This window comes from Henriciella sp., assembly GCF_029937755.1.
GTDB lineage: Bacteria > Pseudomonadota > Alphaproteobacteria > Caulobacterales > Hyphomonadaceae > Henriciella.
Genome location: NZ_JAPYPG010000005.1, coordinates 79,440 through 101,558, shown reverse-complemented (window position 1 = coordinate 101,558; position 22,119 = coordinate 79,440). Strand labels below are relative to the sequence as shown.

Genomic DNA, 22,119 nt, shown 5'->3' with positions numbered 1-22,119 from the left:
TTGGAGAGAAACCCATGAAACGCATTGCAATTATCGCCGCCGCCGCCTCCGCAGGTGCCTTTGCCGCTTCCGCCGGTGAAATGGTCGCCTTTACGGACATCGACGCCAACGGAGACGGTGTGGTCACCGAGGCCGAGTTTGTGACCTACAAGACCGCTGACGGTGAATACACTGAAGAAGAAGCCAGCGAAAAGTTCGTCAAGATCGATGCGAACGCCGATGGCTCCGTCAGCGAAGCTGAGCTCACCTCCGCCATGGCGGAGTGGAAGGACAAGGACGTCGAGGCCGACGTTGATGTTGATCTCGAGACTGATACTGACTCCTCCTACTAATCAGAGCTTGCTCTGACCTTCTTCATTCACCTCCCGAGAGCCCGTTCCTGCTGGAGCGGGCTCTTTTCTTTGTTCTGCTCTTTATCCTGTCAATGGCGCTAGGCCTGTCGGCCTCGGCTTGATTTTCCTTGCGAAAGCAGGTTGCAAACAGAGGACTGATCCGAGGGAGGCCCGGCTGACCGGCAACCGTTTCGATTTCCTGCGTCTCCTCTTTGCGAGCGCTGTCTTCGGCTACCATGCCTGGGTCCTGCCAGCTGTCGTGCCCTTCGGCTTCACAGAGATCATGCTCGCGCAAATCGCTGAAATCTCGATCCAGGGCTTCTTCATCGTTTCCGGCGCGCTTGTCTTCGGGTCGCTGGAGCGGTCCTCCTCCCTTACGATCTATGCCTCCAAGCGGGTGCGAAGACTTTATCCCGCCTATGCAGTCGTCGTTCTCATGCCCGCGCTTGTCAGTTTGGCTGTGGCTGGTGTGGGGGAAGCTGAAGCGGTAGCCCGCTATCTCGCTGCCAACCTGGTATTTCTGAACTTCCTTGAGCCCACGCTTCCGGGATTGTTTGAGGGCAACCGGTTCACGGCGGTGAACGGGGCTCTCTGGACGCTGAAGATAGAGGTGATGTTCTACATCGCGCTGCCTGTGCTGGCACTATTGCTGCGTCTCAGCGACCGGGCTTGGTGGATCGTGTTTGTCGTAATCTATATCTCCGCCGAGGCATGGCGCCTGTTGCTGCCAGTCTGGTTCGATCACCCGCTTGCGCCTGAACTCGCTCGTCAGCTGCCGGGGCAGTTGGCCTTCTTCGCAAGCGGCATGGTTGTCTGGAAACTCTGGGACAGGGCAAAGACACAACCTGCTCGGTTCGGGTTGGTCGGTGCGGCAATTACTGTCTTGTCCTTCGCGCACCCGTGGCTGGAACCGCTGCGCGCAGCAGGGCTGGCCGGGCTGATTGCCTTTGTCGCCTTCATGCCCGGGCCGAGGTTAAAGGCCGCGCGCTTCGGCGATATCAGCTATGGTGTCTACATCACCCACTTCCCAATCCTGCAGGCCCTCGTCGTGGCTGGCATGTTCGCCAGCTTGCCACTGGCGGTGGGCTTCGGCTTCGCTGCCCTGCTGATCCTGGTGGCGAGCTTCGTCCTCTGGCACCTGATCGAGCGTCCGGCGCTTCGCCGTGACAGCCACTACAGAAAGGCAGAGACGGCAGACTAAGCCCCGTTTTATAATTGAGCCGTGGGCCTTATGGTCTGGGCAGAACAGGAGATTTTCATGGACGAGTACGAGACCATCAATCTTGATGCGACCCCCGGCGGCATCGCGGTGCTTACCCTTGACCGGCCCGACCGCCACAATGCCTTCAATGCGCTGGTCATCGAGGAACTCACCGACGCACTTGAGACGCTGGAAGAGCAGGAAACGATCCGCATGGTCATCCTGCGCGGCAACGGTCCAAGCTTTTCAGCCGGTGCCGATCTCAAATGGATGAAGGCGGCTGCCGACTATACGCGCCATGAAAATGAGCAGGACGCCTACAAGCTGGCAGAGATGCTGCGCAAGCTCGCCAACCTGCCGCAAATGACGGTGGCGCTGGTGCATGGTGCAGTGATGGGCGGGGGAGCCGGTCTCGTTGCAGCCTGCGATGTGGCCGTCGCGATGGCTGACACCAAGTTCCGCTTCTCGGAAGTCCGCCTTGGCCTGACTCCAGCGACAATCAGCCCGTTCGTGATTTCAGCCATCGGTCCGCGCTGGGCCAAGGCGCTGTTCATTTCCGCTGAAAGCTTCGATGCGTCGTTTGCCGAGCGAATTGGTCTCGTTCAGTATGTGGTCGAGGATCAGGAAGGCCTCACCGCCATGGAAGAGCACATCGCCAATCTGGCAATGCAGGCTGCGCCTGGCGCGATTGCGGATGCCAAGCGCCTTGTGCTTGACCTGACCGGGCTCGAGATCAATCCATCCCTCAGCCATGAGACGGCGAAGCGGATTGCTTCCCGCCGGGCAAGCGATGAAGGCCGGGAAGGCCTGTCGGCCTTCCTCGACAAGCGCAAGCCGAACTGGACCGGCTAATCAGCCCCCGGTATCCGGTCCGGTAGCATCGCCGATCGCGATACCGAAGTTTTCCAGAAAGCCCAGAACGGCTTTGACAGGGTTTATGCCTGTCATCTGCGTGATCGGATCCTGCGCAAAATAGATAATGGCCCCGATCAGCACGAGGAAAACCAGGAACTGGGCGAGCGACTTGAAGATGAAGGCGCCGGCCATGCCGACGACGAATCCGGCCGCGCCGAAAATCAATGCTCCGAGGATCGGGCTGACGCCGGTGGCAGCAGCCTGCTCCCAGCCGAGATAACCGCCAATACCGCCGATAATGATCCCGGCGACGACACTCACATTCCGGTTTTGCATATAAGCCATTAAGCATCCCCTCTCATGACACGGTGGGGAGCCTAGACCAGCGCGACAGCTCTGACTAGTAACCCTAAATGGCTGTCTTTGCGCCATTTTCCTGCCCGCCTGTGAGGGGATGGACAAGACATGTCCAGATTTTCCGCCATCCAGTCTGCCTTGAGTGCACAGCGCGAGCGCCTGCGCGAGCGGGTCGTGGGAGGGCCGTGGTCGAAGGCGCTGTTCGAGTTTGTGAGCTTCGGAATCAAGCAGGGCTGGGCCTGCATCTTTGGTGGTCTTCTTCTGGCGCTGATTCTCGCCACCCACCTCTGGTATCCAGAGACGGCTGCCCTCAGTCGGTACGATTTCCTCGTTGTCGCCGCGGTTGCCATCCAGGTCCTGCTGATCGCGAGCGGGCTGGAGACATGGGAGGAGGCGCGGATCATCTTCGTCTTCCATGTGGTCGGTTCGGTGATGGAAGTCTTCAAGACGGGAGCGGGCAGCTGGATCTATCCTGAGGAGAGTTTTCTGCGGGTCGCCGGTGTGCCGCTTTTTTCCGGCTTCATGTATGCTGCCGTTGGCTCCTATCTTGCCCGTGTCTGGCGCATCTTCGACTTTCGCTTCGATCGCTTTCCGCCGCTCTGGCTGCAGGGCCTGCTGGCTGCGGCGATCTATGTGAACTTCTTTTCCCACCACTATACGGTGGACATCCGCTATGGGCTCTTTCTCGCGACCATCCTCATCTATGGCCGGTGCGTGGTCTGGTTCCGGCCTGATGAAACGCACCGGCCGATGCCGCTTGTCATAGGGTTCGGCCTCGTGGCATTGTTTATCTGGTTTGCAGAAAATCTGGGGACGCTCGCCCGGGCCTGGACCTATCCGGGGCAGGAAACAGTCTGGAAACTTGTTTCTCCTGCAAAATTCGGCTCTTGGTATCTGCTCATGATAATAAGTTTCGTGCTGGTGGCACTGGTCCACGGCACACGGGAAGGACGCCATGCTGAAAAGCCTGCTGATCGCGAACCGGGGTGAGATCGCCTGCCGCATCATCGCCACCTGCCGCCGTCTCGGTATCCGCACCATTGCTGTCTACTCCGATGCTGACGTCTATGCCCGCCATGTCCGGCACGCTGACGAAGCGGTTCATGTCGGCGGTGCAGCCGCAAGCGAGAGTTACCTCAATGCGGAGCGCATCATGGCGGCTGCAAAGGAGACAGGCGCGGAGGCCATCCATCCGGGCTATGGCTTCCTGTCCGAGAATGCCGATTTCGCAGACGCCGTTACCGGGGCCGGACTGATCTGGGTTGGGCCGAAGGCAGAGACCATCCGGTCCATGGGCCTCAAGGACGAAGCCAAGCGCATCGCTGAAGAAGCTGGTGTCCCGGTCTTGCCCGGCTATCGCGGTGAGGCGCAGGACGCGGAAACCCTGGAAGGCGAGGCCGGCCGCATCGGCTATCCGCTGCTCATCAAGGCGGTTGCCGGCGGCGGCGGCCGTGGCATCCGGCTTGTCTCGAAGAAAGCAGATATGAAAGGCGAACTCGAAAGCGCCATCCGTGAGGCAAAGTCATCCTTTGGTGACGGGCGCGTGATGCTGGAAAAGCTGGTCGAACGGCCGCGCCATATCGAGGTGCAGGTCTTTGGCGACAGCCATGGTGGCGCGGTCCACCTCTATGAGCGCGACTGCTCGTTGCAGCGGCGCCGTCAGAAAGTTGTCGAGGAAGCGCCTGCGCCGGGCATGCCCGAAGACGTTCGAAAGGCGATGACGGATGCGGCTGTGAAGCTGGCCAAGGCCGTCGGCTATGAAGGCGCTGGCACGGTCGAGTTTATTGTCGATGGCGCGCGCCCGCTGGCGAAGGACACGTTCTGGTTCCTTGAAATGAATACCCGTCTGCAGGTGGAGCACCCGGTTACCGAATATATTACGGGCACCGATCTGGTTGAGTGGCAGCTGCGCGTGGCGTCCGGCGAGAAAATCCCGCTGAAACAGAAGGATATCCCGCTAAATGGACACGCCATCGAGGCGCGGATCTGCGCCGAGGACCCGGCCGACAATTTCCGTCCCGGGGCAGGGCGGCTCACGGCTTTCGACCTCGGCAATGTCGAGCGCCTGTCAGACAATATGGACGAGTTCGATTCTTCCGAGATGATGGACGATGACTTCAACCAGTACCGCCTCGATACTGGCTTCGCAGTTGGTGATACCGTGCCAGCGGTCTATGACTCCATGATCGCCAAGGCGATCGTCAAAAGCTGGGACCGTGAGGGTGCCATCGAAGCCCTGTCGGAAAGCCTGGGTCGCAGCATTGTGGCGGGCATTCCGTGCAATATCGGCTTCCTGAAGCGTTGCCTCGATCATGAGGTTTTCCGCGCCGGTGAGCATCATGTGAACTGGATCGCCGACGAAATCGAGACGCTCACTGCCCGCGATGAAGACAAGCGCAAGGCCGCGGCCGATCTCGTTGCTCAGGCCCTGTTGCATCCGGCAGGCCACGGGCCGTGGGACATCACCGATGGCTGGCGCATGAATGACGCTCCGCGCCGCACGATCCGTCTCAATGTCGATGGTGAGCTGATGGACCTTTCGCCGGCTGCCGACGCCCTGCCGGAAGACCTTCCGGTCGCCTCCATCTCTGCGCACAGCTACGCTGTGGCCGCTGATGGTGACACGGTACTGGTCGATGTGCCGGATTATGAGGCCGAGGCGGAAGCCATTGCCGGTGGCGACAAGGTGTCGGCGCCGATGCCGGGCAAGCTTATCGACCTGCGCGTCGCTGCCGGCGATGCGGTGAAGAAAGACCAGGTGGTTGCCGTCATGGAGGCGATGAAGATGGAGCACAGCCTCACCGCACCGCGCGATGGCACCATCAAGGCGACTGGCGCAGACGTTGGCGAACAGGTCGGCGAAGGAGCTGTGCTGGTGGAGCTGGAAGAGGCCTGAAGTTCCGCGGTCTGATTTCGGCCTCATTCAGGCGCTGTAAATCTGCGAACCCCTAAACAGGGGATTCGTGGACAAGCTGGCAAACGTGCGGGCTTCTGGAGGTTGTTTTGGGGAGCGGGCTGCTCATTGCCCTGGCGTATCAATTATCGGCTCAGAGCGGGCCGGTAGACCAGGCGCTGCGTGCCACGGAATCTCCAGATACCCTTCGAGCGGCCTTCACGATCCGGCTGGTCAGCGATGATGCCATGCGGGAATTCCGCTTCGACCCGCGCCTTGATGTCAGCGAGCGCTGGCAGCTGGTCGCCTCACGTGGCCGCGACGACGATCTCGATGACACCGCCCTTGAGTGGAGCCAGGAACCCGCGCCTGATGGCCGGCTCTTTCCGGATGATCTACGTCCCAGCGTCGGTGCGCGGGTCGATGTCAGTGACCTTGGCGCGGCATGGCGTGTCCGCTTTCGCCATCACCCTTCACTCAACGACACTGAACTGGATGCCTGGTTCGCCGAGCGCGTCGATGCCGAAGCCTGGCTCGACCCGCAATCAGGCCGTTTCATGCGGCTTGATTATGAGCTGCCCCATCCGGTTCGCGGACCGAAGGGCGGGCGGCTGACGGCTTTCGAACAATCCTATCTGTTGGAGAGCGACCCGAATTGGGGCTTTTCCTATGTAGCTTCCTACAGTCTATCGATGACGGCGAAGGGTGGCTTCCGCACTATCGAGCGCCATTACACTGCGACGGTTACCTCCATTGAGATCTTCTTCGCCAATCCACAGGCAGAAGCAGATTACGAAGCCCGGCGGCAGTCTTCCTCTGGTCGCGGGCTCGCAGCGCGTTAAATTAACCCTCGTGACACTGCACATGGTCAAACTCTGCGTCGGCGCAGATGATGTCGGCGATCTCGAAGCCTGGCAGAAGCGGTTGATGAAGCGCCATCCCGCGCCGGTTCATCATACGCGTATGGTGCCAAAACAGATGGGTCAGCTACTCGATGGCGGCTCGATCTACTGGGTGATCAAGGGCGTGATCCAGGTGCGCCAGGCTTTCACCGACATTCGCGAGATCGAGGACCGTGGCGGACGGCGGGCTTGCGAGCTCGTCTTCGACCCGGAACTCATCGCCGTCGACCCAACGCCAAAGCGGCCCTTCCAGGGCTGGCGCTATCTCAAGCCGGGCGAAGCGCCGGCCGACCTGCAGGCTGACAAGGCCGCCCAGGACATCCCGCCCGACCTCCACGCCAAGCTGAAGGAAGCTATGGTCTGGTAAAAGGCGCCAGCGTCAGTTTCCCTGGAAGAGCAGGCGGATGAAGGTGCGGTATTGCATGATCTGGTCAGCAAGCACCTTGGGATCATCAAAGACTTTCGACAGTATGATGCCGCCCTCGACAGTCACAGACAGCATGTCCGCTAGCGCATCGACATCGACATCTGCGCGCGGAGGGTAGGTCTGGACGATCTCTACGAGAAAACTCAGGAAGAGCGCGCGCCATCGGACCATCCCGTTGCGGTTCATTGTCCGGATGTCATCGTTAAACTGCTTGTCGTGATAGGTGACCGTGGCAACCATGCAGCCGGGATGGGCCTTATCCATGTTACCCATCGTCTCTGCCAGCATCCGCAGGCCGACGAGAAAGGCATGCAAAGGATCATCGCTAAGTTCGCGTGCGCGCTCGAAGATGCCACCCAGAATGATGTCATCCTGTTCGAAAGAGCGGCTGAGCAGGGCACGCGCAAGCTCGGTCTTGTCACGAAAATGGTAGAAGAAGCCGCTTTTGGTCAGTTCGGCCTCGGCGATGATTTCGTCAATCGACGTGTTCGAAAAGCCTTTGGCGAGCACAGCGGACTCAGCAATCTCCAGGATGCGGTCGCGAGTCATCTCACCCTTGCTTTTGGTCGTCGCACTCATCGGTCAGCTCTTATTTGACGAATATTACTAGACCGAGGGTACAGTTTTGCAGTTGTGAAAGGAAGCGGGACCTCTCGCGCAATGCCAATACGCAGCCATAAGCTGCGGAAATGTATGCGTTATTCTCCGATCCAGAATAACTGTACCACGCGCTTTCTAGTTTAAAATGCATCCTCCAGCGATCTTCCGTCCAGCGGAGGCAATGAGCCTTCCTGCAAACTCAAACCGGAGGAGGCAGTCATGTTTGGTCTGCTTGATTATTTCTTTTTTGCCGTTTTCGGCGCTCTTGTCCTGCTGGACTTCATCATTCCAGCCCGGACCTTCCCGACGGTGAAGGCCTGGCGTCTCAAAGGCTTGGCCTCGGCAGTGATGTACTTTTTCCTGGCTGGGTATTCGCCGTTCATCTGGGATGCCTGGCTTGGCCAGTACCAGCTGGTCGACGGCACGGCCTGGCCGGTCTGGATTGCCGGACCGGCCGCGCTCCTGCTCTACCAGCTCGGCATCTATGCCTGGCACCGCACCATGCATAGCAATGACGTTCTGTGGCGGATCTTTCATCAGACCCACCACAGCGCCGAACGCGTGGACATCTGGGGGGCGCTCTATTTCCACCCGCTGGATGTGATCGGCTTTGCCTTCATCGGCAGTCTGGCTCTTACGCTGACGCTTGGCGTGTCGCCCGGAGCAATCATGTTCGCGGTCATGGTAAGTACCTTCTGCGGCCTGTTCCAGCACGCGAACATCCGCACGCCGCGCTGGCTCGGTTACATCATCACCCGGCCGGAAAGCCATGCGTTACACCATGAGCGGGGCGTCCACCACTATAATTACGGGGACATTCCCATCTGGGACATGCTGTTCGGTACCTTCCGCAACCCGAAAGTGTGGGAAGGGCAGGCGGGCCTGGTCAATGGCGGATCGGGGCGATATCTCGACCTGCTGATCGGGCGGGACATTACCAGGGCTCGTACGCGCCGCGGCGTAGAGCGACCTGAGATCATGCAAGCTTCCAACATGATCGCCCTGTTCGTGATCTCAACCGGACTTATCGGCTATAGCGGCTTCATGCTCTGGGGCATCGTCTGAAAAAGAAAACGGCCGGAGGCTCCCTCCGGCCGTTTCGATCTGTCTGGTTGCCTGAGAGGTCTAGTCGACCTGCTCGGGCTTGTCCTTCTTCTTCGAGGGTTTGGACTTCTTGCCCTTGTCCTCGATGTACTTGAAGGCGAGCTTCTCGTCGTCGTCCTTGTCGATGTCGATTTTGACAGCACCGCCCTTGGCGAGCTTGCCAAAGAGGAGCTCTTCCGCCATCGGCTTCTTGACGTGCTCCTGGATGGTCCGCGACAGCGGCCGGGCACCAAACTCCTCGTCGAAGCCTCGCTCGGCGAGCCAGTGGCGGGCCTCTTCGCTGAGTTCGATCGTAACGTTGCGATCGGCGAGCTGGACTTCCAGTTGCAGGACGAATTTCTCGACAACCCGCTCGATGATCTCCGGCGTGAGGCCACCAAAGGTGATCGTCGAGTCGAGACGGTTGCGGAACTCCGGCGTGAAGAGACGCTTGAGCGCATCTTCCTGCTCGTCAGTCTTCTTGCCGCGACCGAAGCCAATCGAATTCTTGGCAGCGTCCGAGGCACCGGCATTCGTGGTCATGATCAGGATCACATTCCGGAAGTCGACCTTGCGGCCATTCGCATCCGTCAGCGCGCCATTATCCATCACCTGAAGCAGGATGTTGAACAGGTCCATATGCGCCTTCTCGATTTCGTCGAGCAGGAGCACACAGTGCGGATGCTGCATCACGCCATCGGTGAGCAGGCCGCCCTGGTCAAAGCCGACATAGCCCGGAGGCGCGCCGATCAGGCGGGAGACCGTATGCCGCTCCATATACTCCGACATGTCGAAGCGCAGCAGCTCGACGCCCATGATTGAGGCGAGCTGACGCGCGACCTCGGTCTTGCCGACACCGGTCGGACCGGTGAACAGGTACGAGCCGATCGGCTTGTTCGGTTCGCGCAGGCCGGCACGGGCCAGCTTGATGGACGAGGAGAGCGCCTCGATGGCGGCGTCCTGGCCATAAACAACCCGCTTGAGGTCCGGCTCGAGATTCTTGAGTGCGACCGCGTCGTCCTTGGTGACCTGCTTGGGAGGGATGCGGGCGATCTTGGCAACGATGGCCTCGATCTCCTTAGTCCCGATTTGCTTGCGGCGCTTGCTTTCCGGAAGCAGCCACTGGGTGGCACCGGCTTCATCGATCACGTCGATTGCCTTGTCCGGCAGCTTGCGGTCAGTGATGTAGCGCGCCGAGAGCTCGACGGCGGTCTTGATCGCTTCATTCGTATAGCGCAGGCCGTGGAACTCCTCGAAGGTCGGCTTGAGGCCGGTCAGGATCTTCACGGCATCCGGAACGGACGGCTCGACCACATCGATCTTGCGGAAGCGGCGGGCAAGCGCGCGGTCCTTTTCGAAGTGCTGCTTGAATTCCTTGAAGGTCGTCGACCCCATGCAACGAACTTCGCCGCTTTGCAGGGCCGGCTTTAGCAGGTTGGAGGCATCCATCGCGCCGCCGGAAGTGGCGCCCGCACCGATGACGGTGTGGATTTCATCAATGAACAGGATGCCTTTTTCCTGCTCGGCGATTTCCTTCATCACGGCCTTGAGGCGTTCCTCGAAGTCACCGCGATACCGCGTGCCGGCAAGCAGGGCGCCCATGTCGAGCGCCCAGATAACAGCGTCTTCCAGGATTTCCGGAACCTCGCCATCGACAATCTTCTTGGCGAGGCCTTCCGCGATCGCCGTCTTGCCAACGCCCGGGTCGCCGACAAGGACCGGGTTGTTCTTGGAACGGCGGCAAAGCACTTCGATGCAGCGCTCGATCTCGAAATCGCGGCCGATGAGCGGGTCGATCTTGCCCTGCTTGGCTTTCTCATTGAGGTTCACGCAATAGGCTTCAAGGGCTTCCTTGGCCGGTCCGGCCTTGGCTTGCTGTTCGGTCTCTTCCGCACCGCGCGGCGTGGAGCTGCGCGACATGCCTGGCGATTTGGCGAGGCCGTGCGACACGAAATTGACCGCGTCGTAGCGCGTCATGTCCTGCTCCTGCAGGAAGTAGGCGGCGTGGCTTTCGCGTTCGGAAAAGATCGAGATCAGGACGTTCGCGCCGGACACCTCGTCGCGGCCGGAGCTTTCGACGTGAAGGATTGCGCGCTGGACCACACGCTGGAAAGCGGCGGTCGGCTGCACGCTGGCAGCCGGATTATCGGTAATCAGGCTCGACAGTTCCTCGTCGATATACTGGGTCAGCGACTGGCGCAGCTGGTTAAGATCGACCTTGCAGGCCGTCATCACTTCAACCGCGTCGGTGTCTTCGGTAAGCGCCAGCAGAAGGTGCTCGAGGGTCGAATACTCGTGTGAGCGTTCGCCAGCGAGGTTAAGCGCTTTTTCCAGGGCTGTTTCGAGGCTATCGGTCAGTGAAGGCATAGGCTTCTAATCCTCTTTCTCCATCGTGCATTGCAGAGGATGCTCGTTACGCCGCGCCAGGTCCATGACCTGAGCCACTTTCGTTTCAGCGACTTCGAAAGTGTAGACACCGCAGACACCGACCCCCTTCTGGTGAACATGCAGCATGATACGGGTCGCCTGTTCGCGACTCTTGTTGAAGAACTGCTCGAGAACGAAGACGACGAATTCCATCGGGGTGTAGTCGTCATTGAGCAGCAGGACGCGGTACATGGACGGCTTCTTCGTCTTGACGCGCGTTTCGGTGGCCAGTCCCGTGCCGTCCGTGCGAGACGGGCCGGAAGGATCTTCCGGTTCGGCAAGCTTCGGTCTGTCGTCTCTAGCAGTCATGTCAAACAGATATGGTTAGGGTTTGGCAATTTTAAGCCTGAACAGGTGCAGATCACTGATCAAGCTGCACCTCATACTTTTTCTTTCAACTCCACGATCAGCCGCTCCACCCTTTTTCGGTTGGCTCCCAGATCATGATAGCCGACTCGCGAGCGTGAATAGACAGCTAATTTCGATTTCTCTGGTGCGCCCTCCACAGGTAGGGCCCGCAGCGCGACGTCGTCGCGAAATTTGAGCACCTTGGTAACCGCGATCAGGTCAATCTGGCGAGCCACCGTATCGGTGCCACGGATCGTCCAGTTGCCGTGCTGCTCAATGACTTCTTCAAACGCAGAGAAGAGACCGTCAGGGGTGAACGCGAATTCCGGTGAGAAGGCATCCGGCTCGGCATTCCGGCACAGGCCTTCGGGGGCCACGAGATATGTGTTCGGCGAACCGGGCCGCACAACTGTCTCGAAATCCACCCGTTTGCTCATAATATGACCCTAACGGCTCACCAGCGCGGCGTATTCCCTGCGATGCAGTTGAGGCATCAAAAAAATTGGCCGGCTGATCTTTCAGCCGGCCAACGGTAACTTTGCATGCGAAGTGCGCAGATCAGGAAGCCTTGGCCTTGGCGTTCGTCGCTTTCTTGGTTTCTGCGATCATTTCCTTGGTGTAGCCAGCGAAAGGCTCCATGCAGTCCTTCATGGCTGTGGAGTAGATGCCAGCGAGTTCGCTGAGGCCGTCCATCTGGGCCTTGAAAGCGCTACGCATATACGCAGACTGGATTTCAATGGCTTCTTCCATCGTCTTGGCGCCTGCCAGCGTCTTGCCGGTCTCGACCGTCATGCTTACGCGGTCCTGGGCCTGACGCATCACAGCAGCGCTGGCGTCCTGGAAGCTTTTCACGGAAGCTTTCGCGCTCTCCGTGCCAGCGGTCATCGCGTCCTTGCCCATATCGCCGAACTGATTGGCGAAGGGAAATGCTTTGACGAAGGTCTCAGGGGCGAATGCCCCAAACATATTGGTTTCAGTCTTGGCCATGGGAAAACTCCTTTGATGCTCTCCATATAACTCACCCAGTTCGCACTTGCAACATTTTTTTGTGCGGTGCACAATAATTTCCGACATTCATTAACGATTCAGCTGCGGTATGGTTCATGCAGGTAAATGCGCTTAACGGCTGGATAAGAGAATTCGGTCACCCTATGATCGAATCACGCAAGGGCCGGGGTTCATAACGTATCAGGGACGGAGGACATCCATGGCATTTCGCGCTGGCGGGAAGAAAATCCGGGCAGCTCTAGGCGCGCTCGCTGTCATCGTTGTGATGGCACCAGCGGCGATCGCAGAGAAGTATGCATCCATTGTCGTGGATGCTGATACAAACGAAGTCCTTCACGCCCGCAATGCCGATGAGCCGCGTTTTCCCGCTTCGCTGACGAAGGCAATGACGCTCTACATGCTCTTCGACGCGCTCAAGGCCGGCGAAGTTACCTTCAACGAACGGCTTTATGTTTCCCGTCATGCTGCTTCGCAGCCACCGTCGGCGCTGCGGCTCAAGGCCGGTTCGACAATCAGTGTGCGCGACGCAATCGATTCCCTGATCACAAAGTCTGCCAACGACGTTGCCGCGGTTGTGGGCGAGCGCCTTGGCGGAACAGAGTCCCGCTTCGCAACACTGATGACGGCCAAGGCGAATTCCCTCGGCATGAACAATACGACGTTCCGGAATGCATCAGGCCTGCCTGACAGCCAGCAGCTGTCAACGGCCCGCGATATGGCGATCCTGGCCGAACGCCTGCTTGAGGACCACGCTGACTATTACCATTATTTCGCGCGGGCGAGTTTTTCCTATAACGGCCGCACCTACAAGAACCACAACAACCTGTTGAAAAGCGTCGACGGCGTCGATGGTATCAAGACGGGCTATACGCGGGCGTCGGGGTTCAACCTGATGGCGTCGGCAAAGCGTGATGGTCGCCGTGTCATTGCGATCATGTTCGGCGGTTCGACCTCAAAGTCCCGCGACGCACACGTGACCGACCTGATCGAAGCGGCCTACAACAGCTTCGATGAAAATCAGGAAGCCGACGAACTGAAAGCCAGCTATGCCTTCAGCGCGCTGCAATCGCCAGTCGATCCGAACGGCGCGGCCATGCCGATGCTGAATGGCCAGGTCTTCACGCCGAACAAGACGCCAGTCGGTGAGGGTGACGAGAGCGGTTTCGAGGAGCTCATCCCGACCGCTCCGGAAGGACCGTAAGGGGTCGAGCTTCGTCTCAAAGCGAACAATTGAAAAAAAGCCCCGTCTCCTGAAAAAGAGGCGGGGCTTTTCGGTGGCGGTGTTGAAAAAGATCTGGCTGCTTAGAACGTTATTTCTGTGCCAGCGAGGGCCGGGAGCTGAAGCAGGATGACCAGGTCGCGCAGCTCCTGACGCGCAGCCACATGGCTCATCGTAAAGGCCACATTGGAGCCGCGCTCAGTCAGGTCGAGCAAGGTCAGGCCGGCAGGGAAGAGCTCACGATAGATCACACGCTCAGACAAGCCGGGCGCCAGGCGAAAGCCGATCCGCTTGGAAAGATTATTCAGCGCCTCGCCGACCTTCTGCTTGTTGCGGGCCTCAAGCGGCGAGACGCGGTTGCGCATGACGATCCAGTCGATCGGCTTGCGCGACGCCTGCGCCTTCTTCTTGCGGCAGTTCCACACCATTTCGGAATAGAAACTCGGTCGGATGACTTCCAGCGTTTGCGGGTTCACATCGCCAAGAAGGTCGAAGTCGACAAAGCTGTCATTCAGCGGCGTGATGAGGGTGTCGGCTGTCGTATGCGCCAGACGTGAGAGGAAGGTGTCGCCGCCGGGCGCGTCGATGATGATATAGTCGCTGACGGCTGTGAGGCGGTCGATGGCCCCCATCAGGCGATTGGTCTCTTCCCGCTCGGCGGTGTCCAGGTCGCGCTCGGTCGATGCATCGACGCGGATGATCTCCGGCATCGGCAGTTTCGAGCCGGTCGACTGCATCCAGCGATGCCGGTTCTCCAGATAGCGGGTGAGGGTGCGCTGGCGCACGTCGAGATCGACGACACCGACGCGCTGGCCCATGCGCATCAGGGCGACGGAAAGGTGCATGGCGACCGTCGACTTGCCGGCGCCACCCTTTTCGTTGCCCACAACAATGACCCGGCAATCGCGGTCAGGCGACGGCCGGAGCGTCACTGCGTCGTCACGGGTCGTATCGACTGTGCCGAATCCGTCTGCGGGCATTTAGGAATTACTCCACATTGGCCTTGCGTCCGGGATGCAGCAGCTCAGGCGGCTTGCTGGAACAGTATGCTCTCGTCAGCGATTGGCTGACCAAAGGCGATGACCGTGCCTGCATCCTCGAAGAGGTCATTATCCAGACCCGTCATGGCGGCGTCGCCGGTCTCAGCGAGCATCGGTTCGCCGTCGAACAGGTCCCGGTCAAAACTGAAAGCCCCGAGCGGCACAACCGGCTCTGCTTCGACAGTAAGGGGGGCGTGCTCCGAAACGCGCGTCAGCGCTTCGCGAAGGCGCATCATCGAGCTGGTCAGCGTGTCGAGTGCCTTGCCGTGAGCGGTTGCCTCGGGCTGGTGATCGAAAAGCCAGTCATCCGCGTGCGCGACCGTGTTGTCATCAAGCGGGCGCCTGATAGGTTCCGGCTCGAATTGACAGGCCGTTTTCATGTCACGGCGCTTGAGTGAGGACAGGCCCGCGCAAGCGAGCAGGATCTTCAGTCGGGGCATGATGGGCTTTCTCATGTGTAAAGAATTCGCTCGAATTGGTTAACAGGGCGTTTACGAAATCAGAGTTCGGAGCAGTCTCCAAGTGAACAATCGGCAGGCTAAAATCGTCAGGACGCGTGCGGATCTGCAGGCAGCTATCGCGGCAGAACGGAAAAAAGGCAGGAAAATCGGGTTCGTACCCACGATGGGTGCGCTCCACGATGGCCACATCTCCCTGGTCAAGAAAGCTGGGGAAAAGTGCGAATGCGTGGTGGCGAGCATTTTTGTAAACCCGACGCAGTTCGCTCCGGGTGAAGATCTCGACCGGTATCCCCGCAATGAGGAGGGTGACGTCGCTCGCCTTGGCGAGGCTGGCTGCAATCTCGTCTACTGCCCCAGCGTTGAAGAGATGTACCCGGAAGGCTCGCTCACCAATGTCCGGGTCGAGGAGATGTCGGACTTGCTGGACGGCATCTACCGGCCGCACTTCTTCTATGGCGTTGCAACGGTCGTGGCGCGACTGTTCATCCATGTGAAGCCTGACGTCGCCGTATTCGGCGAGAAGGACTTCCAGCAACTCCAGATCATCCGCCGTATGGTGCGTGATCTCGGCTTCGGTATAGAGATCATCGGTGGCGAGACCTGGCGCGACAGGGACGGACTCGCCCAGTCGTCGCGAAATGCCTATTTGAGCGAGGAAGAACGCTCTCGCGCCAATGCGATGTTCGCCGCACTGCACCGCGCAGCCTGCCGCATCCGCATCGGGGTGCCGGTCGAAGAAGCCATGAAAGAAGCCCGCGGGCACATTCTCGCTGCGGGCTTTTCGAAACTCGATTATGTCAGCGCTGTCGATCCGTTAAATCTTCAGGACCTGCCGGACGGGCCGCTGGTCGAGGGGCAGGGATGCCGGCTCCTGGCCGCAGCCTGGATGGGCTCAACCCGCCTTATCGACAACCTCGGCGTATAGTTGCGTCTGGTCGCCCGGGCCTCGGGTGTAGACGAGGACACCATCAGCGATCTTGGGGATAAGGTCCTGTGCGACGCCCCGCTCCAGCGCCGGGCATCCCCAGCTCCGGCCCATTTTGGCGCGCTTCGGCGTCACATAGTCGGCACCGTGAATAACAATGGCCCTGTCGCGCGCGGCATCGTTCTGGCTCTCAAGCCCATCCATGCGTAGCGACAGGCCATGCTTGCCATAATATGTTTCCGCAGTCACGAAGGTGCCGAGCGAGGACATCTTCGAACCTGAGGTGTTGGAGAAAGTATCGGCAATGCCGTCATGGTCCTTGTCGGAATTACGGCCATGCGAAACAAGGTAGGACTTGGTCGACCCGGTCTTCATGTCGATAAGAAAAAAGCGCGGCTCACCGGAATGGCGGCGATAGTCGATGACGACCATGTACTTGTCGTTGCCAATCTCGTCGGCATATCTTTCATGAGCCGCCATGGCCTCCTGCCACAGGCCAACGCCCATACTTTCCTGTGCCGTCTTGGCTGTCGCCAGGTTGGCAGGAAGAAGGGTCAGGAAAAGCGAAACCAGGAACCAGCGTGTGTATCTTGCCATGGTTCCATTATAGCAGAAAATTTGGCAGAAGTTAGATGATGCTTTCATCCGAGGGCAGTCTGGTGGCTTTCATGACGCTCCTCTCGGGACCAAGAGGGAGCAACGGTGCCAGCCTTTAGAAAACGCGAGGGCGCTCTTTCTTGTCCACGTGAAGGCCGCACTCTGACTTGTCCATCCCGGCCCAGCGGCCTGAACGGATGTCGCTTGGGTCTTCGGCTGGCTTTGTGCAGGGCCAGCAACCAATCGACGGATAGCCCTGATCGACCAGCGGATGACGTGGCAGGCCGCGTTGTATGAAAAAGCGGTCGACATCTTCCTGGGTCCAGCTGGCCAGCGGGTTCACCTTGAAGCGGCCGGCCGCGTATTCGAATACCGGGAGCGAAAGACGGGCGCCGCCATGGAAACGCTTGCGGCCGGTGATCCAGGCATCGAACCCGTCCAGCGCCGGCTCAAGCGGACGCACCTTGCGCAGGGCGCAACAGGCGTCCGGATCTGTCTTCCAGAGCATGTTCTTCGGGTCGAGCACCTTGCGCTCGGTTTCGTTTGGCAGAATATCGCGCACGTTGGTCAGGCCGAGGCGCTCAATCAGCTCGTCCTTATAGTCTAGCGTCTGCGGGAAATGCATGCCAGTCTCAAGGAAGATCACCGGGAAGTCGGGATCGACATCGGCGATGAGCGACAGCATGACGGCGCTCTCCGCGCCGAAGCTGGAAACATAAGTCAGTTTCTGCGGCCACTCACGCACGAGCGATGCCCGCAGGATCGTCGTTGCCGAAGCCTCTCGCAGTTCACCATTGAGCCGTTCCAGCCGCTCAGAGACGGGCTCCTTCAGGCGTGTCTGGTAATCTGCATAAGGCATGAAAAGCCTCTAATCCTTCCCGTGACGGCGCTGGAACACAGGTGTCGCGCCATCGGCAGCCGGTTGATAAAACGCTGAAAACTCTTCCAGCGCGTCTATTATGGAAGGTAGGTCGGCGCGTTCGGTCTCGAAAGCATCGAAGCCTGAACGGTTCATATAGAGAATCTGATCTCGCAGGACATGACCGACGGCGCGAAGCTCGCCTTCATAACCAAAACGGCGGCGCAGGAGCTGGGCCTGGGAGTAGCCGCGACCATCGGTATATTTCGGAAAACTGACCTCGATCAGTGCAAGCCGGTCGAGGTGATCCTCCAGCTCGTGCGGGTCATCGGCCGGCTCCAGCCGCACCCCGATTTCGGTGTTGCGAGCCAGCAGCAGCTCCATCTCGCTGCGAAAGCGGCCAAGCGAAACGGTGACGCAGCCGCCGGGTGAAAGTGGAGCGTCGTCCGGGACAAACGCCCAGATATCATCGACTTCCTGTCGGTTCTTGATCAGTGGCATGTAAGAGAATTCCCTGTGATCTACGCGCCGGCGTAGATGACTTCCTTAAACGGCTCCATGCCTTCGCGCTCGAAGGTTTCGATGAAGGTCTCGTCCTTGCTGGTGCGAAGTTCGCGATAGCGGTCGACGAGGCGTTTCAACGCCGCGGGCACATCGTCAGCCTTGAGGCCAGGCCCGGCGATCTTGCCTATGGCGGCCTTTTCGTCGGCACGACCGCCAAGCGTGATCTGGTAATATTCCTCGCCTTTCCGGTCGACGCCCAGAATGCCGACATGGCCCACATGATGGTGCCCGCAAGCATTGATGCAGCCGGAAATGTTGATGTGGAACTTGCCGATATCGGCCTGATCGTCCGGATCGGAGAACGCTTCCTGAATCGCCATGCCGACAGGTATCGAGCGGGCATTCGCGAGATTGCAGTAGTCCAGCCCGGGGCACACGATCATGTCGGAGATCAGCCCTTCATTCGGTGTCGCAAGACCGGCTGCGTCGAGCTCGCGATAGACATCGTAGACATCATCCAGCGCGATATGCGGCAGGACGAGGTTCTGCGCATGGCTGACGCGGATGTCGTCATAGCCATAGGTCTCGGCGAGGTGGGCAACGACCATCATCTGTGCGTCGTTCGCGTCGCCAGCCGCCACGCCCATCGGTTTCAGGCTGACCGTAACCGTCGTATAGCCATCCACCTTGTGGGGGTGAAGATTGGCCCGGGTCCAGCGCGCAAAGGCCGGATCGGCGGTCTTTGCCCGTTCGAAGCCTTCCGAGGTTGCGGGCTTCGCAGCCAGCTCCGGAGGCGAGAAGTAAGCATGGATGCGGCCGATCTCTTCCTGCGGCAAATCGATCTTCTCGGCATCGCGCTGAGCAGCGAACTCTTCCTCGACCAGCTTGCGGAACTCCTCCTCACCGGTTTCCGACACTAGGATCTTGATCCGCGCCTTGTACTTGTTGTCGCGCCGACCAAAGCGGTTGTAGACGCGCATGATCGCCTCGAGATAGTCGAGCAGCTGGCGCTCTGGAACGAAGTCGGAGATCTTGGCCGCGATGTGCGGCGTGCGGCCCTGGCCGCCTCCGACATGAACCTCGAAGCCAACCTCGCCATTTCGCTCGCGCATGTTCAGCCCGATATCGTGCACCTTGATGGCGGCACGGTCATGTTCGGCGGCGGTGACGGCAATCTTGAACTTGCGCGGCAGGAAGGCGAATTCCGGATGGAATGTCGACCATTGCCGGATGATCTCGCACCATGGGCGCGGGTCCATCACTTCGTCCTTTGTCGCGCCGGCATAATGGTCGCTCGTGGTGTTGCGAATGCAGTTGCCGGAGGTCTGGATGGCGTGCAACTCCACCTCGGCGAGTTCCGCCAGCACATCGGGAATGTCCTTCAGCGCGACCCAGTTGAACTGGATGTTCTGGCGCGTCGTGAAGTGGCCATAACCGCGGTCATAGTCGCGTGCGATCTTGGCCAGCCGGCGCACCTGGCGCGGGTTGAGCTGGCCGTAGGGCACGGCAATTCGCAGCATGTACGCGTGTAGCTGCAGGTAGACGCCGTTCTGCAGCCGGAGTGGCTTGAACTCGTCTTCCTTCAGCTCGCCCGAAAGGCGGCGCGCCACCTGTCCGCGGAATTGCTCGACTCGTTCGCGCACGATCTGCGCGTCGAATTCGTCATACCTGTACATCAGTAACCTCGTGGAGATGGGGCAGACCGAGTTCGCGCTCGCAGCGCGCAATCCAGGCCTGAACGGCCGGGAACTCGGACACGTCGAACCCGCCCTCATGGGCCAGGCGGGTGTAAGCGAGAAGAGAGATATCGGCGAGCGTCATGGCTTCGCCGCCAGCGATCCAGTCATTGCCGAGCAGGGCCAGTTCCATGCGGCCGAGCGCGCGGCGGCCCTTCGCCATCAGGTGGGGATCGATTTCGTCGTCGGACTTCTTCTCGTAGAGTTTCTGGAAACGGCGCACTGCGATGGCGGTTTCGTGGGAGTATTGCTCCCAGAATTGCCATTCGAGAACCTTCGCGCGCTCGAATGGATCCTCGGGGACAAGCTCGCTGGAGTCTGCCAGATAGGCGATGATGGCATTGGACTGGGCCAGTGTGCGGCCATCCTCGAACTCGACAACCGGTACCTGTCCGAACGGGTTTATGGCGAGGAATTCGTCGGTGCGTGTTTCCCCCTTCAGGATGTCGATCTCGATCCATTCATGATCGATGCCGAGACGCTCGGCCACCCATTTCACTTTCAGGCAATTGCCGGAGATGCTGTCGCCATAGATGCGGATCATTTTGCGCTCCGCTGGAATTCGGGATGAACGGTCGGCCCGTTGGCGCGGATGGTTTCGCGTAATGTCTCACGGCCATCGATGGCGCCATCTTCGGCAACCTGCATGAAATACGGGTCGGTGACCGTGCCTTCCTGAGTTTCGGCAGTAGCCAGCATGTCGTCGGCCTTGTCGCCGGTGAAGACGCCGATTTTCGCCGGATCGTCCGACCAGCTGCCATCGTCGGCCATCCAGACCACCTTGCCGGTCGCTGTATCCCAGGCAGTCACGGCCTTGGGCTGGTCGGGTTTCAGTTTCGGGCGAACCGATGTCATGCCAGTGCCTCCGCGATGATCCTGTCCTGGGCTTCGGCAGGCAGGCCCGCCACGTCGCCGATGATGAGAAGGGCGGGGCCCTTTATGCTGTGCTCTTCGATGATCTGTGGCAGCTTGGCAAGCTGGCCGAAGCCGCGCTTTTCACTCTTGCGGGTGCCGTTTTCGATGACAGCCACAGGCGTGTCACCGGACAGGCCGGCTTTGCGCAGTTTTTCCGAGATGATCGCGGACGTGCCGACACCCATGAAGACGACGACCGTCTGGTGCGGCTTGGCAAGACCGGCCCAGTCGAGGTCGGGCACGCCGCCTTTCTGGGCATGGCCGGTTACGAAGGTCAGTGTCTGGGCGTGGTCGCGATGGGTGAGCGGAATGTTGGCGTTCGCTGCACAGCCGAGCGCCGAAGAGATACCGGGGACGACATGGGCTTCGATCCCAGCCTCGCGCAAGGCTTCGACCTCTTCGCCGCCACGACCGAAGATGAAGGGGTCTCCGCCCTTGAGCCGGACAACGCGCTTGCCCTCGCGTGCGGACGCGATCATCAGTTCATGAATTCCGTCCTGTGGAACCAGGTGCTCGCCCTTCGACTTGCCGACGGGCACGCGCTCAGCGTCCCGGCGAACCATGTCCATGATCTCAGCCGATACCAGCTTGTCATGATAGACCACATCGGCTTGCTGGATGAGGCGGAAGGCTTTCAGCGTCAGCAGTTCCGGGTCACCCGGTCCGGCGCCGACGATATGGACAGGGCCGGTTTCGGTCCCGGTCAGGTCGGCAGCGAACCGCGCCAGCGCTTCAGCCATGAGGGTCTCTGCCAGTTCGTCATTGTTTGCGTGAACCGCTTCCGCGACGGCGCCTCGAAGGGTGCTCTCCCAGAAGTGACGGCGCCTCGTTTCATCGGAAATGGCCTCCTTCACGGCTGGACGCCAGCGTTCAGCCAGCGCGGCGAGTGTGCCAATACGCTCCGGCAGAAGGGTCTCGAGACGGGACCGGATGTCTTTTGCGAGGACTGGGGCGGCCCCACCGGTTGCCACGGCAGCGACCACGTCGCCCCGGTCGAGAATGCTGGGAATGGTGAAATCGCAAAGCGCCTTGCGGTCTACCGCATTGATCGGGACACCGGAAGCGCGGGCGAGGTCGTAAGCTCGATGCGCTTCTGCTTCGTCCTCAAGGGCGATGATGGTGAAGCGGGCCGTCTCGAGTGCCCCGGCAGCATGTTCCGGCTCGACCAGCTGGATCTGGTCGCCAAACGCATCGGCCCAATCGGGCCGCGCATGAGCAACGAGAAAGATGCGCGCTCGGGTCTTGGCGACGAGCCGCGTCTTCCGCTCGGCATTCGTGCCATCGCCAAAAATGACGATATGGGCATCATCCATCTGGAAGAAGGCGGGGAAGAGGCGCATATCGGAACTCGCTTGAAGGGGCAGTGTCGCTAACGTGCCCAGAAAATGGGGCTTGTGACCTCGGGTCAGCAAGCGTAGACCCCTGATCCG

General features: G+C 59.9%; 25 protein-coding genes. 10 read left to right on the top strand and 15 right to left on the bottom strand.

Features of this window, described 5'->3' with window-relative positions; translation table 11 throughout:
- Positions 1-14 precede the first annotated feature (14 nt).
- The 3 genes from Q1K29_RS12315 to Q1K29_RS12305 all read left to right on the top strand — a co-directional run bounded on the left by Q1K29_RS12315 (position 15) and on the right by Q1K29_RS12305 (position 2,385).
- Positions 15-332, top strand: coding sequence for an EF-hand domain-containing protein (locus tag Q1K29_RS12315; protein ID WP_300395243.1), 318 nt, complete (start codon positions 15-17; stop codon positions 330-332).
- Positions 333-450: 118 nt separating this feature from the next.
- Positions 451-1,533 carry an acyltransferase gene (locus Q1K29_RS12310; RefSeq protein WP_300395241.1) on the top strand — a complete coding sequence of 361 codons (1,083 nt, stop codon included), beginning with the start codon at positions 451-453 and terminating at the stop codon, positions 1,531-1,533.
- 57 nt (positions 1,534-1,590) lie between these two features.
- Positions 1,591-2,385 (top strand): enoyl-CoA hydratase-related protein, encoded by a 795-nt coding sequence (locus tag Q1K29_RS12305; RefSeq protein WP_300395239.1) that lies wholly within the window; start codon positions 1,591-1,593, stop codon positions 2,383-2,385.
- Here Q1K29_RS12305 and Q1K29_RS12300 read toward each other — a convergent pair whose 3' ends face one another.
- A complete protein-coding gene (locus Q1K29_RS12300) occupies positions 2,386-2,733 on the bottom strand; it encodes a hypothetical protein (RefSeq protein ID WP_300395238.1) in 348 nt (115 codons plus the stop codon).
- 120 nt (positions 2,734-2,853) lie between these two features.
- Here Q1K29_RS12300 and Q1K29_RS12295 point away from each other — a divergent pair, with 120 nt between their 5' ends.
- The 4 genes from Q1K29_RS12295 (at position 2,854) to Q1K29_RS12280 (ending at position 6,907) form a co-directional block, all read left to right on the top strand.
- Entirely contained in the window at positions 2,854-3,735 is an 882-nt protein-coding gene (locus tag Q1K29_RS12295; protein ID WP_300395236.1) for a DUF817 domain-containing protein, read from the top strand.
- Positions 3,701-5,641: an acetyl/propionyl/methylcrotonyl-CoA carboxylase subunit alpha gene (locus Q1K29_RS12290; protein ID WP_300395234.1), complete on the top strand. Its 1,941-nt coding sequence runs from the start codon at positions 3,701-3,703 to the stop codon at positions 5,639-5,641. Before Q1K29_RS12295 ends, Q1K29_RS12290 begins: the two co-directional genes overlap by 35 nt.
- Positions 5,642-5,748: 107 nt before the next feature.
- Positions 5,749-6,480, top strand: a complete 732-nt coding sequence (locus tag Q1K29_RS12285; protein WP_300395232.1) for a hypothetical protein — start codon at positions 5,749-5,751, stop codon at positions 6,478-6,480.
- Between the two features lie 22 nt (positions 6,481-6,502).
- A complete protein-coding gene (locus Q1K29_RS12280; RefSeq protein ID WP_300395231.1) occupies positions 6,503-6,907 on the top strand; it encodes a DUF1489 domain-containing protein in 405 nt (134 codons plus the stop codon).
- Between the two features lie 12 nt (positions 6,908-6,919).
- Here the strand turns inward: Q1K29_RS12280 and Q1K29_RS12275 are convergent, their stop codons facing one another.
- Positions 6,920-7,546 carry a TetR/AcrR family transcriptional regulator gene (locus tag Q1K29_RS12275; protein ID WP_300395229.1) on the bottom strand — a complete coding sequence of 209 codons (627 nt, stop codon included), beginning with the start codon at positions 7,544-7,546 and terminating at the stop codon, positions 6,920-6,922.
- 240 nt (positions 7,547-7,786) lie between these two features.
- Between Q1K29_RS12275 and Q1K29_RS12270 the strand changes: the two genes are divergently transcribed.
- Complete coding sequence (locus Q1K29_RS12270) at positions 7,787-8,632, top strand: sterol desaturase family protein (RefSeq protein WP_300395217.1); 846 nt, start codon at positions 7,787-7,789, stop codon at positions 8,630-8,632.
- Between the two features lie 60 nt (positions 8,633-8,692).
- Here the strand turns inward: Q1K29_RS12270 and clpA are convergent, their stop codons facing one another.
- From clpA to Q1K29_RS12250, 4 genes are all read right to left on the bottom strand, one after another.
- Positions 8,693-11,017 (bottom strand): ATP-dependent Clp protease ATP-binding subunit ClpA, encoded by a 2,325-nt coding sequence (clpA, locus tag Q1K29_RS12265; RefSeq protein ID WP_300395200.1) that lies wholly within the window; start codon positions 11,015-11,017, stop codon positions 8,693-8,695.
- A 6-nt stretch (positions 11,018-11,023) separates the two neighbouring features.
- Positions 11,024-11,386, bottom strand: a complete 363-nt coding sequence (clpS, locus tag Q1K29_RS12260) for an ATP-dependent Clp protease adapter ClpS (RefSeq protein ID WP_300395198.1) — start codon at positions 11,384-11,386, stop codon at positions 11,024-11,026.
- A 71-nt stretch (positions 11,387-11,457) separates the two neighbouring features.
- Positions 11,458-11,862: a DUF1499 domain-containing protein gene (locus Q1K29_RS12255; protein ID WP_300395196.1), complete on the bottom strand. Its 405-nt coding sequence runs from the start codon at positions 11,860-11,862 to the stop codon at positions 11,458-11,460.
- Between the two features lie 121 nt (positions 11,863-11,983).
- Positions 11,984-12,412, bottom strand: a complete 429-nt coding sequence (locus tag Q1K29_RS12250; protein WP_300395194.1) for a phasin family protein — start codon at positions 12,410-12,412, stop codon at positions 11,984-11,986.
- 220 nt (positions 12,413-12,632) lie between these two features.
- Between Q1K29_RS12250 and Q1K29_RS12245 the strand changes: the two genes are divergently transcribed.
- A complete protein-coding gene (locus Q1K29_RS12245; RefSeq protein ID WP_300395192.1) occupies positions 12,633-13,634 on the top strand; it encodes a D-alanyl-D-alanine carboxypeptidase family protein in 1,002 nt (333 codons plus the stop codon).
- Positions 13,635-13,735: 101 nt separating this feature from the next.
- Here Q1K29_RS12245 and Q1K29_RS12240 read toward each other — a convergent pair whose 3' ends face one another.
- A complete protein-coding gene (locus Q1K29_RS12240) occupies positions 13,736-14,632 on the bottom strand; it encodes a division plane positioning ATPase MipZ (RefSeq protein ID WP_300395190.1) in 897 nt (298 codons plus the stop codon).
- A 44-nt stretch (positions 14,633-14,676) separates the two neighbouring features.
- Positions 14,677-15,132 (bottom strand): hypothetical protein, encoded by a 456-nt coding sequence (locus Q1K29_RS12235; RefSeq protein ID WP_300395188.1) that lies wholly within the window; start codon positions 15,130-15,132, stop codon positions 14,677-14,679.
- A gap of 82 nt (positions 15,133-15,214) precedes the next feature.
- Between Q1K29_RS12235 and panC the strand changes: the two genes are divergently transcribed.
- Positions 15,215-16,078: a pantoate--beta-alanine ligase gene (gene panC / locus Q1K29_RS12230; RefSeq protein WP_300395186.1), complete on the top strand. Its 864-nt coding sequence runs from the start codon at positions 15,215-15,217 to the stop codon at positions 16,076-16,078.
- Here panC and Q1K29_RS12225 read toward each other — a convergent pair.
- The 7 genes from Q1K29_RS12225 to cysG all read right to left on the bottom strand — a co-directional run bounded on the left by Q1K29_RS12225 (position 16,046) and on the right by cysG (position 22,029).
- Positions 16,046-16,675: a murein L,D-transpeptidase catalytic domain family protein gene (locus Q1K29_RS12225; RefSeq protein ID WP_300395184.1), complete on the bottom strand. Its 630-nt coding sequence runs from the start codon at positions 16,673-16,675 to the stop codon at positions 16,046-16,048. The two genes, panC and Q1K29_RS12225, sit on opposite strands and share 33 nt — an antisense overlap.
- Before the next feature lie 115 nt (positions 16,676-16,790).
- Complete coding sequence (locus Q1K29_RS12220; RefSeq protein WP_300395182.1) at positions 16,791-17,534, bottom strand: phosphoadenylyl-sulfate reductase; 744 nt, start codon at positions 17,532-17,534, stop codon at positions 16,791-16,793.
- Between the two features lie 9 nt (positions 17,535-17,543).
- Complete coding sequence (locus Q1K29_RS12215) at positions 17,544-18,035, bottom strand: DUF934 domain-containing protein (RefSeq protein WP_300395180.1); 492 nt, start codon at positions 18,033-18,035, stop codon at positions 17,544-17,546.
- Positions 18,036-18,055: 20 nt separating this feature from the next.
- Positions 18,056-19,714, bottom strand: a complete 1,659-nt coding sequence (locus Q1K29_RS12210) for a nitrite/sulfite reductase (RefSeq protein ID WP_300395178.1) — start codon at positions 19,712-19,714, stop codon at positions 18,056-18,058.
- Positions 19,701-20,318 (bottom strand): glutathione S-transferase family protein, encoded by a 618-nt coding sequence (locus Q1K29_RS12205; protein ID WP_300395176.1) that lies wholly within the window; start codon positions 20,316-20,318, stop codon positions 19,701-19,703. The genes Q1K29_RS12210 and Q1K29_RS12205 overlap by 14 nt, the downstream gene beginning before the upstream one ends.
- A complete protein-coding gene (locus Q1K29_RS12200) occupies positions 20,315-20,629 on the bottom strand; it encodes a DUF2849 domain-containing protein (protein WP_300395174.1) in 315 nt (104 codons plus the stop codon). Before Q1K29_RS12200 ends, Q1K29_RS12205 begins: the two co-directional genes overlap by 4 nt.
- On the bottom strand, positions 20,626-22,029 hold the full coding sequence (cysG, locus tag Q1K29_RS12195; RefSeq protein ID WP_300395172.1) for a siroheme synthase CysG: 1,404 nt from the start codon (positions 22,027-22,029) through the stop codon (positions 20,626-20,628). Before cysG ends, Q1K29_RS12200 begins: the two co-directional genes overlap by 4 nt.
- Positions 22,030-22,119: the final 90 nt, after the last annotated feature.